The sequence below is a fragment of the Amycolatopsis regifaucium genome (assembly GCF_001613935.1).
Classification (GTDB): domain Bacteria; phylum Actinomycetota; class Actinomycetes; order Mycobacteriales; family Pseudonocardiaceae; genus Amycolatopsis; species Amycolatopsis regifaucium.
Map to the genome: position 1 here is coordinate 180702 of NZ_LQCI01000051.1, position 12631 is coordinate 193332.

General features: G+C 67.5%; 12 protein-coding genes. 2 read left to right on the top strand and 10 right to left on the bottom strand.

Features of this window, described 5'->3' with window-relative positions; translation table 11 throughout:
• Nucleotides 1–5: 5 nt before the first annotated feature.
• From AVL48_RS34820 to AVL48_RS34865, 10 genes are all read right to left on the bottom strand, one after another.
• The gene (locus tag AVL48_RS34820; protein WP_061987625.1) at nt 6–1106 is read right to left on the bottom strand and encodes an MCE family protein; all 1101 of its coding nucleotides are present in this window, start codon (nt 1104–1106) and stop codon (nt 6–8) included.
• Nucleotides 1106–2089: an MCE family protein gene (locus tag AVL48_RS34825; protein WP_061987623.1), complete on the bottom strand. Its 984-nt coding sequence runs from the start codon at nt 2087–2089 to the stop codon at nt 1106–1108. The genes AVL48_RS34820 and AVL48_RS34825 overlap by 1 nt, the downstream gene beginning before the upstream one ends.
• Nucleotides 2086–3090, bottom strand: coding sequence for an MCE family protein (locus AVL48_RS34830; RefSeq protein ID WP_061987621.1), 1005 nt, complete (start codon nt 3088–3090; stop codon nt 2086–2088). Before AVL48_RS34830 ends, AVL48_RS34825 begins: the two co-directional genes overlap by 4 nt.
• Complete coding sequence (locus AVL48_RS34835; protein ID WP_244162331.1) at nt 3090–4100, bottom strand: MCE family protein; 1011 nt, start codon at nt 4098–4100, stop codon at nt 3090–3092. Before AVL48_RS34835 ends, AVL48_RS34830 begins: the two co-directional genes overlap by 1 nt.
• Entirely contained in the window at nt 4097–5110 is a 1014-nt protein-coding gene (locus tag AVL48_RS34840; protein ID WP_061987620.1) for an MCE family protein, read from the bottom strand. The genes AVL48_RS34835 and AVL48_RS34840 overlap by 4 nt, the downstream gene beginning before the upstream one ends.
• Nucleotides 5107–6330, bottom strand: a complete 1224-nt coding sequence (locus AVL48_RS34845) for an MCE family protein (RefSeq protein WP_061987619.1) — start codon at nt 6328–6330, stop codon at nt 5107–5109. The genes AVL48_RS34840 and AVL48_RS34845 overlap by 4 nt, the downstream gene beginning before the upstream one ends.
• Entirely contained in the window at nt 6327–7166 is an 840-nt protein-coding gene (locus AVL48_RS34850) for an MlaE family ABC transporter permease (protein ID WP_061987617.1), read from the bottom strand. Before AVL48_RS34850 ends, AVL48_RS34845 begins: the two co-directional genes overlap by 4 nt.
• A gap of 4 nt (nt 7167–7170) precedes the next feature.
• Nucleotides 7171–7974 (bottom strand): MlaE family ABC transporter permease, encoded by an 804-nt coding sequence (locus AVL48_RS34855; RefSeq protein WP_061987615.1) that lies wholly within the window; start codon nt 7972–7974, stop codon nt 7171–7173.
• Nucleotides 7975–7976: 2 nt separating this feature from the next.
• A complete protein-coding gene (locus tag AVL48_RS34860; protein WP_061987613.1) occupies nt 7977–8747 on the bottom strand; it encodes a hypothetical protein in 771 nt (256 codons plus the stop codon).
• Between the two features lie 202 nt (nt 8748–8949).
• Entirely contained in the window at nt 8950–10473 is a 1524-nt protein-coding gene (locus tag AVL48_RS34865; protein WP_063054178.1) for a DUF6801 domain-containing protein, read from the bottom strand.
• 357 nt (nt 10474–10830) lie between these two features.
• Between AVL48_RS34865 and AVL48_RS34870 the strand changes: the two genes are divergently transcribed.
• Nucleotides 10831–11775, top strand: coding sequence for an ATP-binding cassette domain-containing protein (locus AVL48_RS34870; protein WP_061987609.1), 945 nt, complete (start codon nt 10831–10833; stop codon nt 11773–11775).
• Entirely contained in the window at nt 11772–12623 is an 852-nt protein-coding gene (locus tag AVL48_RS34875) for an ABC transporter permease (protein WP_061987607.1), read from the top strand. Before AVL48_RS34870 ends, AVL48_RS34875 begins: the two co-directional genes overlap by 4 nt.
• Nucleotides 12624–12631 lie beyond the last annotated feature (8 nt).

The following is a 12631-nucleotide window of genomic DNA, read 5'->3' on the forward strand; positions in this document are numbered from 1 at the left end:
GGGTTTCACCTTCCCGGCACGTTCTGCGAGCCGCGCACGTTCGTCGGGTTGCCCTTCGGCAAGGCACAGCGCGCGGCGGTGTTCAAGGGTCGGGCCGAAGTGTCGAGTCCGTCGCGGTAGCCGGTGTTGTAACCGGTGACGCACGGCGGCGGGTCGAAGAAGGTCAGCGAAAGGCCGACGTGCGCACCGTCCGGCCCCATGATCGCGTGTCCGGCCGCGACCGCTTTCGGCGCGGTGACCAGCAATTGCTCGATGCCGTCCTGCCGCGATTCCAGCACGTCCGCGGTGGTCAGCAGATTCGCCAGCAGGATACCCAGGCTCGGGCCGGTCTCTCGCAGCAGTGTGCTGACCTCGTTCGCGGCCGCCGGAACGGCCGGGATCAGCCGTCGCAGGTCCCCGTCGGAACTCTTCAGCGTCTCGGCGAGCAGTTTCGCGTTCGCCCCGAACGAGCGGATCGCGTCCGCCTGCGAGACCTGCGTGTCGAGCACGGTCTGCGCATCGGTCACGAACCTCGTCAGCGGGCCGACGTGGGCGCTGGCCTCCTGGACGAACTCGATGCCCCGCCCGACGAGCTGGTCCAGTGCCGGCCCCGCGTCGGACGTCGCGTTGTACAGCTCGTCGACCACGGTCCGCAGCGCGGGTTGCGGCACCGAATTGGCGAAGGAGTCCACACTGGACAGAACCACGTCCACCGGCAGCGGGATTTTCGTGTCCGCCTCGGAGATCACCGATCCGTCCCGCAACGTGGCACCGTCGCCGCGGCGAGGCCGCAGGTCGACGTACTGCTCGCCGACCGCGGATCGGTTGGCGACGACCGCTTCGGTGTCCGCGGGTACCTCCGGGCCACCCGGCTCGATGTCGAGATCCACCTCCATCCCGGAGGCGGTCAGCCGCAGTTCGCCGACCCGGCCGATCGGCACGCCGCGGTAGGTGACCTCGGCGTTGCTGAAGATGCCGCCACCGGTGGCGAACCGTGCCTTGACGGTGTACCCGCGGTCGAGCACGAGTTTGTCCAGCCCCGCGTACGTCGCGCCGACGTAGGCGACGCCGAGGACCGCGATGACCACGAAGACCACCAGCTGGGCGCGGACGAACCTGGTCAGCATCAGCGGCCACCACTGTTCTTGAAGGTCAGGAACGTGTTCAGGTAATCACCGCGGAGGGCGTCGAGCGCGGCGTCGGGGAACGGAAAGGTGAAGATCATCTCCATCGCCTTCGGCAGTTTGTCCCCCGAGTCGGCCAGCTTCCGCAGCATCGGTTCGAGCGCCTTGAGATCCGCGACGAGGTCGTCCTTGCTGCGGTTCACCGTGTCGACCGCGACCGAGGTGAGCCCGTCCAGTGACTTCAGCATCCCGACCAGCGCCTGACGCTGCTGGTTCAGCACCTCGATGCCGGGGGTGAGGCCGTTCAGCGTCGCCTTGATCTCCTCGGTGTTCGAGTTCAGTGTCGCCGCGAGCTTGTTGACGCTCTCGATGGCGCGGGTGATCTCGGCCTTGTGCTCGTCGAGACCGCGCACGAAGATGTCCAAATTGGACAGCAGGCTGCGGGCCGCGCTCTCCTTGCCGCCGAGCGCGTCGTTGAGTTCGCGGGTGATGTTCTGGACCTGCGCGACGCCGCCACCATTGAGCAGCAGGGAAAGCGCGCCGAAGACCTCCTCGATCTCCGGAGTCAGCGACGAACGCGCGAGCGGGATCACCGCGCCGTCGACCAGTCGCCCACTCGGGGTCCCGTCGTCCGGCGGCGCGAGCTCGACGAACTTTTCGCCGAGAATGCTCGCCTGCCGCAACCGCGCGACGGCGTTGGCAGGCAGGTTGACGTCCCCGCTGAGCAGCAGCCCGACCACCGCGCTGCGCCCGTCGGGTGCCAGCTCGACCGTGCGCACCTGGCCGACCGGGACGTCGTTCACCTTCACGCCGGACTGGGGAACGAGATCCAGCACGTTGGTGAAACTCGCCGTGACGTGGATCGGATGCTCGCCGAGCGCGGCGCCACCCGGCAGCGGGATGTCGTAGACGTCGACACCGCTGCTGCAGCCGGTGGCGGCCAGCGTGACGGCCACTACGGCGAAGCCTTTGAACCGGGACTTCATTTCGCCCCCGAGAATTCGGTGAGGTTTCCTCGGCCGTCGAGTGTTCCGGCGCCCTGGTTGTACGCGCCGAGCACGTTCGCCAGCGCGTTCGGCGCGGCGTCGAGCGCCTCCCCCAGCGAAGCCTTCTGCTGGCTGAGCACCTTGGTGATCTCGGCCAGTTTGTCCACATCGGACTTGACCTTGCCGCGGTTGTCCTTGATGAACCCCTGGACGACGCTGAGCGCTTCGGTGAGTTCGGTCATCGCTCCGGAGAACTGGTCCCGCTGATCGGCCAGGATCTTGCTGATCGAAGAGATCTGCTGGATCGCCTGTTTCACCTGGCCGTCGTTCGACGCGAGCATCGCGGTGAACTTGCTGATGTTGTCGACGGAGTTGAACAGATCCTTCTTCGAATCACTCGCCGTACGGGCGAATTCGCCGAGGTTCTTGATCGCCTCGCCGAGTTTGCCGCCGTTGCCGTCGAGGTAGGCGGCGGCGTGGGTCAGGACGTCGCTGACCGCGCCGTCCTTGTTGGCGCCCTTCGGCCCCAGCGCGGTCATCAGCTGATTGAGGCTGCCGAGGAGTTCGTCGACCTCGACCGGGGTCACGGTGCGTTCGCGGGGGATCCCGGCGTCGGCACCCAGCTCCGGCCCACCCACGTACACCGGGGTGAGCTGCACGTACCGGTCGGCGACCAGGCTCGGCGTGATCACCACGGCGCCGACGTCGGCGGGCAGTTTGACGTCCGGCCGGACGGACATGGTCACCTCGACGGTCGTCCCCTTCGGCTCGACCTTGGTCACCGAACCGATCGCGACCCCGAGCACCCGCACCTCGGAGTTCGGGTACACCCCGACCGTCGCGGTGAAATACCCGGTCAGGACCCGATCGGCCTGGCGGGTCAGCAGCGGCCAGGCCGCCGTCACGAGCAGTCCGGCGACGACGGCGAGCGCGAGCCGACGCAGCCAGGCCCGCCGACGGGCCTGTCCCCCGAGATCGGCCAGGGTGAAGTGGCGCCCCATCAGCGTCCCCCGTTCCTCGACGGCATGCAGCTTCCCGGCGTTCCGCCGGTCGGGACGAGCCCGCAGATGTAGGTGTCGATCCAGCGGCCGTTGCCGACCGCGTTGCCGAGCAGGCGGTAGAACGGCCCGGCCAGCCGCAGGCTCTCATTGAGCTTGTCCTGGTTGCGCTGCAGCACGGTGGCGACGCGGTCAAGCTGGTCCAATGCGGGCCCGAGGGTCTTCTGGTTGTCGGCGACGAGCCCCTTGAGCTGCACCGACAGGTTCTTCACCCCGCTGAACAGCTTCGCGATCGCGTCCTTGCGCGCGTTCAGCTCCGTGAGCAGGGTGTTGCCGTCACGGATGAGCGCCTCGATCTGCTGCGTGCGGTCGCCGAGGGTCTGGGACACCTTGTTCGTGTTCTGGAACAGTTTCACCAGTTCCTCGTCGCGAGAGGCGAGTGTCTTGGACAGCGCGGTGATGCCGTCAAAGGCCGTCCGGACGTCCTGGGGTGTGGAGGCACCGAGCGTTTCCGACAGCGTCCCGAACGCTCTCGCCAGCTGGTCGGTGTCGATCGCGCCGACGGTGTTCGCGAGGTCGTTGAACACCGTGGTGACGTCGTAGGGCGAACTGGTGCGCTGCACCGGGATCGGCTCGTCCGGATCGAGTTCCGCGTTGCCCACCGGGTCGATGACCAGGTTCTTCTGCCCCAGCAACGTCTTGATCTTGATCGCGGCGGTGGTGCGGTTGCCGATCCAGGTGTCCTTGACCCGGAACAGGACCTTGACGCGCCCTCCTTCGAGGAGGACGTCGGAGACCTCACCGACCTTCACGCCGGCGACCCGGACCTCGTCGTTGCGTTTGAGCCCGGCGGCTTCGGTAAACTCCGCCGCGTACGTGGTGCCGCCGCCGACCAGCGGGAGGTCGTCGGAGAAGAAGGTCGCCGAGCCGGCCGCGGCCATCAGCAACGCCGTGATGGCGCCGACGACGATCGGGTTGCGGCTGCGGAAGGGTTTGATCCTCGGCGCTTTCACCGGCACCGTCCTTGGGTCAGCGGGATGCCGACCGGCGGGCCGCCCGGGGCGGGCCGCGCGTCGGATTTGACCGAGCACAGGTAGAAGTTGAACCACGAGCCGTAGGAGACCATCGCGCCCATGCGGTCCAGCTTCTTCGGGAGGTTCGCCAGGAACTGCTCGAACACCGGGGTGTTGTCGGCCAGGTTCTTCGACAGGTCACCGAGGGTGGTGATACCGGCCTTCAGCGGCGCGCGGCCGTCTTCGAGCAGGCCCGCGGTGGCGGTGGTGAGTTCCCCGAGCCCGCCGATCGCCTGCCCGATGGGTTTCGCGTCCGCGGCGAGCCCGGAGACCAGCTGGGCGGTGACGTCGACGAGCTTGTCGAACTGGTCGCCCTGTGAGTTGAGCGTGTCGAGCACGGTATTGAGGTTCCCGACCACCTGGCCAATCACCTCGTCCTTGCCCGCCAAGGTGTTCGTGAGCGACGCGGTGTGCTCGATCAGGCTGTCGATCGTGCTCCCCTCGCCCTGCAGTACCTGCACGATCTCGAACGACAGCTGGTTGACGTCGTTCGGTGATAGCGCCTGGAACAGCGGTTTGAACCCGTTGAACAACGCCGTCAGGTCCAGCGCCGGACGCGTCCGCTCCGGCGGGATCAGCGCCCCTTGTTCGAGCACGGGCGGCCCGTCGGGACCGGGGTCGATCGAGATGTATCGCTGGCCGACGAGGTTGCGGTACCGGATGGTGACGGTGGCGCCCGCGCTGAGGCGGCGTTTGCTCTCGATCGAGAACCGCACGTCCGCCAGGCGGCGTTCGACCACGCCGACGGACTCCACCTGGCCGATGCGGACCCCGGACATCCGGACCTCGTCGCCGGGGTTGACCGACGTCGCGTCCGTGAACCTGGCCGTGTAGCCGACCGTCGTGCCGACACTGGAGTTCGCGATGGTGATGGCCAGGATCCCGGTCGCCACCGCGGTGATCACGAAGAAGATCAGCCCTTTGATCGCCGGGCCCGCGATACTCCTCATCGGACGGTCACCTCCGTTCCGCGCAACGCCGGGCCCACGAGCACGCTGCTCCAGTCCGGGACCTCGGCCGGCCTCATCCCGAGCGACGGCGCCAGCAACTCGGCGACCAGCCCTCGTTCCCCCTTCGAATTGGCCGGGCCGAGGTCCCCATCGGCGGCGAACGACACCGCCGCCGAAGACCCACCCCCGCCGTAACACCGCGGACCGCCCTTCTGGTCGAACCGCGGATCGTCCCGGCCCGGCACGTACTTGTCCCTCGGCTCGTGGACGGACAGCGTCACGTGCAGTCCCGGCTCCCCGGTTCCCTTGCCCAAGGCCTTTTCCATCACCGGCTTGAGCCTGTTCACCGCGTCGAAGAGACAGGGGAACTCGGGCGAGTACCGCGAGAGCAGTTCCAGGGTCGGCCTGCTCTTCACGCTGACGCCGATGATGTTCTCCTTGTTCTGCACCAGGAACTTGTTCAGGTCACCACTCGCGGTGGTGACGCTGGTGTACAGCTTGTCGAGGTCGGCGCGAGTGTCCACAATGGTCTTCGCCGTCGTGGAGAGATCCGAGAGCGCCTTGAGGATGTCCGGCGCGGCCCCGGTGTAGAGGTCGGCCACGTCGGCGGCACGGCTGATGTCGGCCTTGAACCGCGGCATCAGCGGGTTCACCTGGCCGAGGAGGTCGTTGAGCTGGACGATGCTGTCCCCCAGCGACTTCCCGCGATTGTCGAGCGCGAGCGAGATGGCGCCGAGCGAGCTGTTGAGCTTCTGGGGCTGCACCGCGCGCAACAGAGGCAGCAGATCGCCGAGCACCCGCTCCAGTTCGATCGCGTTGGCCGAGTGGTCCTGGGTGATGACGTCACCGTCCCGCAGCGAGCCGCCCGCGGGGCGATCGGGCAGGACGAGGTTGACGTAACGCTCACCGAACACCGTCTTCGGCAGCAACCGGGCCGAGACGTTCCTGGGCAGCTGATCGATCTTCGCCGGGTCGATGGCGAGATCGATCTCGGCGCCGTCCGCGCTGCCTCGGACCGCCCGGACCTCGCCGAACGGGACACCGCGGACCTTGACCTCGGCGGGCGGGGCAAGCTGGTTGCCGACCCGGTCGGTTTTGAGCGTGACCAGTTCCGCGCGATCGAAGTCCTTGTTGAAGATCGCGACGGCCAGCCAGCCGAGCAATACCAGGATGACGAGGAAGATCACCCCGGCGACCTGCGTCCGTGCCCGCGTGCTCATCCGGACACCTTCACCGTCGTGGTCGCGCCCCAGATCGCCAGGCTGAGGAACAGGTCCAGCACGCTGATGAGCACGATCGACGTCCGCACCGCGCGGCCGACGGCGACCCCGACCCCGGCCGGGCCGCCCGCCGCGCGATAGCCGTAGAAACAGTGCGTGAGGATGACGCCGACGCTGAACACCAGGACCTTGCCGAACGACCACAGAACGTCTTCGGGCGGTAAGAACAGGGAAAAATAGTGATCGTAGGTTCCGCCGGACTGTCCGAAGAAGACGACCGTCGTCACCCGCGAACCGAGGTAGGAGATCAGCAGGCCGATCACGTACAGCGGGATGATCGCGATGAACCCGGCCACGATCCGCGTGGTGACGAGATACGGCATGCTGCGCACGGCCATCACTTCGAGCGCGTCGATCTCTTCGGAGATCCTCATGGCGCCCAGTTGCGCGGTGAATCCGGCGCCGACCGTCGCCGACAACGCGAGCCCCGCCGACAGCGGGGCGATCTCCCGGGTGTTGAAGTACGCGGTGAGGAAACCGGTCATCGCGGAGATGTTGATCTGGTTGAGCGCGCTGAAACCTTGTAGCCCCACCGTGATCCCGGTGAACACGCACAGACCGACCATCACGCCGACGGTGCCGCCGATCACCGCGAGCGCGCCGCTGCCGAAGGTGACCTCGGCGAGCAGGCGCACCACTTCGCGGAAGTAGCGGGTGACGGCCATCGGGATCGCCGCGAGCGCGCGGATGTAGAACAGCAACTGGTCGCCCAGCTCGAAAAGACTGTTGCCGGGGCGCTTGAACGCTTTGCGGGCCCGTTCGGGGACGCTGGTCACGGGATCAGGTTCCCTTCGCGGGGACGAGCTGCAGGTACAGCGCGGTCAGGACGGTGTTGACGAAGAACAGGAGCAGGAACGTGATCACCACCGACTGGTTGACGACGTCGCCGACGCCCTTGGGGCCGCCTCTGGGGTTCAGCCCCCGGTAGGCCGCGACCACGCCGGCGAGGAAGCCGAAGATGAACGCCTTGATCGAGCTGATGACGAGGTCGGGCAGCTGGGCCAGCGCGTTGAAGCTGGCGAGATACGCCCCCGGCGTCCCGCCCTGCACGATCACGTTGAAGAAGTAGCCACCGAGCACACCGACGACACTGACCAAACCGTTGAGCAGCACTGAGACCCCGATGGCGGCCTGCACCCGCGGCACGATGAGCCGGTGGATCGGCGAGACGCCGAGCACCTCCATCGCGTCGATCTCCTCGCGGATGGAGCGGGCGCCGAGATCCGCGCAGATCGCCGAACCACCGGCACCGGCGATGATCAGCGTCGTCACGATCGGGCTGGCCTGCTGCACCACGGCCAGGACACTCGCGGCGCCGTTGAACTGTTGCGCGCCGATCTGGCTGGTGAGCGAGCCGAGCTGCAGCGAGATGACCGCGCCGAACGGGATCGACACGAGGATCGCCGGCGTGATCGACACACTGGCGATGAACCAGAACTGCTGGATGAACTCGCGGACCTGCACGGGGCGGCGGAACATCGCGAGGACGACGTCGATTCCCATGGCGCACATGCGGCCGAATTCGCGCAGCGCGGCGGCGGCCTTCTCCGGGGCGCGGGCGAGCAGGGTGACGGGATTGGCCATCGTCAGGCTCCGCATCCGTTGGGGGGACCGCCGGAGCCGACGCAGCGCAATTTGAGGTTGGTGACCAGAGTGTTGCCGGGTCCGGACACCAGGCCGGTGAGCAACGGGCTCAGGTCCTCACGGACGCCACAGCCGGTGAACGCGGGGGTGGCGAAGGTGCTGGTGACCTTCACCGATGGTGCGGGGAACTCGAGAGGCATCAAGGCCTTGATGTTCACCGTGGCGGACTGCGCCGTCCGGCAGTTCGGGCCGACGTCGAGGACCTTGCCGTCGACTTTGACGTTCGAGAGCTTGATGAACACCTTGTTCGTGACGTCGGAGTCCGCGCAGATCCGAGTGCCGACAGCTTTGCAGTCGCCCGTGTTACCGGTCTTCACGTGGACCGTGCCGGTGGCGTCGCCGTCCGGGATGAGCTCGACATCGCCGGTGGCGGGCATGAACCGGAAGGACACGAAATAGCTCGACGTCGGCGGGATGGCGAGTTTTCCGGTGATCGGCACCTTGCCGGAGAAACCGAGGATCATGCCGTCGAACCGGCCCTGCGGGAACGTGATGTCCGAATCGAGTTTCGCGACGTGGCTCGTGGTGGGCTGCTGCTCGTCGCCGACATAGAAACCGAACTTCAGCCCGGCCTGTGCGACGGACGGCGCCTGCTCGGCCTGTTGCTGTGTTCGCGCCGGGTCGGCGGAGGCGGAAGCCAGTGAAAGCGCGCCCAGCCCCAGCACCGCCGGGAGCAGGAAGGCGCGCGGAACGCGCCCGGTCAGCACTGACATTCGGGCTTCCTCACTTCTCTTGTTCCGGCCGAACGGCCAACTTGTGCAGCACGCTACTGGCGGAAGATCAGGTAGACAAGCAATGGCAGGAGTCGTCCGGAAAAAGGGGCGGGTTTTGTCAGGGTGGTAACTGTTTTGGATTTGGTCTCGTGAGTGGTGATGACGATTCCAAGCGTCATCACCACTCACGAGACCGGCGGACTCACTTCTTGGTGAGGTTCACCTCCAGGCTGTTCCCGTCGCCCGAAACCATGGCGCTGATCATCGGGGAAAGCAGACCGCAGCCGCGGAACAGCGGCAGCTTGTACTCCGCGGTCAGCTTGCCGCCCTTCATCGGGTTGAAGCCGTGCGCGGAAACCAACGGGATGTCCGCGGGGTGGGCCGTCTTGCACGCCGAACTCGCCATGATCGGGAAGCCGAACAGCCGCACCGTGAGCAGCTTGACTTCGGCCTTCGCGGCGGCCTTGACCGCCCCGGCGTTGACCGTGCCCGTGAGGTCACCGACCTGGTTGATCTTCACCGTCGCCGAGGCCGGGAAGAAACCGAGGAAACGGAACTGCACCGAGGAAGGCGGCAGCGACAGTTGCCCGGTGAACTTGCCCGACTGGGCGTTCAGCTTCGCGGTGAACTCACCGGGACCCAGCGGCAGCTTGGCGTTCAGGCCCGCGATGGTCGTCTTGCCCTTGACGCCGTAGGTGATCTGCGTGTCGCCCGGCGGCTGCGTCGTGGTCGGCACGGTGGTCGGGCTCGTCGGCTGAGTCGTCGGGGTCGGCTCCGTGGTGGGAGTCGGCTCCGTCGTCGGCGTCGGCTGCGTCGTCGACGTGGGCTGGCTGGTCGAAGTCGGCGTCGGCTCAGTGGTCGGAGTGGGCTCCGTGGTGGACGTCGGCTGAGACGTCGGCGTCGGCTGAGACGTCGAAGTCGGCGTGGGCTCCGTGGTGGGAGTCGGCTCCGTCGTGGACGTCGGCTGAGACGTCGACGTGGGCTGGCTGGTCGACGTCGGCGTCGGCTCAGTGGTCGGAGTCGGCTCCGTCGTGGACGTCGGCTGCGTGGTCGGAGTCGGATCGGTGGTCGGCGTCGTCGGCGTGGTCGGCGTCGTCGTCCCACCCCCGGCGGGCTTGATCTCGAACGTCCCGAGCTGCTGGTTCTGTCCCGGCTGGACGACGCAGTCCGAGGTGAACGTGCCGAGGTCGGTCGGCTGCCCCTGCGCGTTCTTCGGCGTCATGGTGGTGCTGAAGTTCCCGACCGTCACCGAAGCGGTGCCGGGGCTGGGGAACGTGACCGCGGGTGCCTTACCGCTCGTCTTGACGTGGAAATCGCCCGACTCCGGCACCGGCGTGACCGGGATGGTCAGCGGCAGGCCGAGGTTCAGCGTCTTGTCGACCGGATACTTCAGCACCGCGGCGGCCTTCGCGCTGCCCTCGATAGTGGTGGCGCCGACGAGCGAGAGGCCCGCGGTCGCGTCCGCCGGAACGGTGACGTCGACGTCGAACGTGATCGGTGTGGACGTCTTCCCGGCCACGGCGTCGTCCGGCAGGACGGTGTCGATCTTCACGACCAGTGTCTGCTCACCGATCAACGGGAACGGGCAGGTGTACTTCAGCGTCAGCGACGCGGGCGCCGCCTCGCTCAAGCCGGCGCCGGCGATGCCCAGGGTGGCCGCGACGGCGGCCACCGTACCGGCGGCCAAGGCTTGCACGGATCTTTTCGACTTCAGTGGGAACTTCACAACGGTCACTCCCGGGGAATCGGAGAAATTGCGTGACCCGGCTGAAACAGCCACGTCACGAAAGCGGTAAATTACCTGTGCGTTCCGTCACCGGCAAGAAACCCGGATGCGGGACCATTTCTTTGTCACCCCGGTCAGGTCAGAGCCGGAATAGACTGGCATCGCGACCCGCCGGATCCTGTTTTTGTCACCCAGGTCATCAGCCGGGAACCGAAAACTGTCACACGTGAATTCTTGTGACGTGCCTGCGCGGCACGGTGACCGGAATTGGCACGCGCGTCCGGAGTCCGCGCCCGTTCATTGCGGCCGCGCCGAATATCTCGGTAAGTTCGCCGGACGTGATCCCAGGGAGTGGCGATGGAGCAGGCTGCCATCGAGGTGACCGGCCTCGCCAAGCAGTACGGTGAAGTGACGGCCCTCGCCGGTGTCAGTCTTCGCGTCGGCCGGGGCACCGTACTCGCCGTGCTCGGCCACAACGGCGCCGGGAAGACGACGCTGATCGACATCCTCAGCACCCGCGTCAAACCGAGTGGTGGCAGCGCCAAGGTGTGCGGTCTCGACGTCGTCCGCGCCGGGCATCACGTCCGGCGGCGGATCGGCGTCACCGGCCAGTTCGCCGCCGTCGACGACGCGCTTTCCGGTCGCGGCAACCTCGAACTCGTCGCCAGGCTGCTGGGCGCGAACCGGCGCCAGGCCAGGGCACGTGCGGCCGAACTGCTCGCCATGTTCGGCCTCGACGACGCCGCCGACCGTCCCGCGCGGACGTACTCCGGCGGGATGCGCCGCCGGCTCGATCTGGCCGCGGGCCTCGTCGGCTCCCCCGACGTCCTCTTCCTCGACGAACCCACCACCGGCCTCGACCCGGTCAGCCGGGCAGGTCTTTGGGACGGCGTCGAACGCCTCGCCGCCAGGGGCACCACTGTCGTGCTCACCACGCAGTATCTCGAGGAGGCCGACCGGTTGGCCGATCACGTCGTCGTGCTGGGACTGGGCCATGTCACGGTTTCCGGGCGGCCGTCCGAGCTGAAGGCCCGCCTCGGCGACCGGACCGCGACCCTGACCTTCGGCACCGATCTCGCCGCCCATCGGGCACTGGCCGCGGTGCACAGACTCGGCCTGCGCTGCACGCCGTCCGCGTCCGGGCTCGTCGTGAGCGTCGCCCTGTCCGGGCCCGCCGACATCACCGTGCTGGTCCGCGCGCTCGACGCGGCGGGCGCACCGATGAAGGACCTCACCGTCGCCGAACCGACACTCGACGACGTCTACCTTTCCCTGCACCGGAATCCGGCGGTCCCGTCATGACCGAGGCACGGCACCGCGCGTCTTCGCCACTGGTCCTGAGCGATCCGGCCACGTGGCCGCCCAGCACCTTCGCCACTCAGGTCCGCGTCCTCGCCGGACGCTCCCTGAGGACCGCGTTCGGCGACCGGCGACTGGTGTTCTTCGGCCTGCTGCAACCGATCGTGCTGCTTCTGCTGTTCAGCCAGGTCTTCAACGGCGTCAGCACGCTGCCCGGTGTCGCGGCTTATCAGGGCTACGTGAACTTCTTGGTCCCTGCCACGCTGGTGAACATCGCGATGACCACGGCGATGAGTTCGGGGGCAGGTCTGCTCGCGGAGATCTACAGTGGTTTCACCGGCCGTCTTCGCTGCATGCCCATCAGCCTGTCGTCGGTGCTGGTGGCCCGCACGATCTCCGACTCGGCCCGGCTCGCGGTGCAGTTGCTCGTGACCGCGCTCGCGAGTGTGGTGCTACTCGGTTTCCGGCCCACCGGCGGCGTTTTCGGGATCACCGCGGCACTTCTGCTCACCCTCGTCGTCGGCTGGTGCCTGAGCTGGATCTTCGTCGCCATCACCACCTGGCTGCGCAAAGCCGAAACCCTGCAGATGGCGTCGTTCGTGGTGATGTTCCCGCTGATGTTCTCCTCCAGCGCCTACATGCCGCTCGACACCATGCCCACCTGGCTGCGCGTGGTCTCGGCGATCAACCCGCTGACCTACGCGATCGACGCGACGAGGGCGCTCGCCCTGGGACGTCCGTCGGGCTGGTCGATCCCGGTGTCACTCGGGATCGCGGCGGTGGCGGCGTTGGCGGGCGGCTGGATCGCGGCGCGGACCTTCCGGTCACCGCGGGAGACGCCGCCGCGGTGACGTTGCCG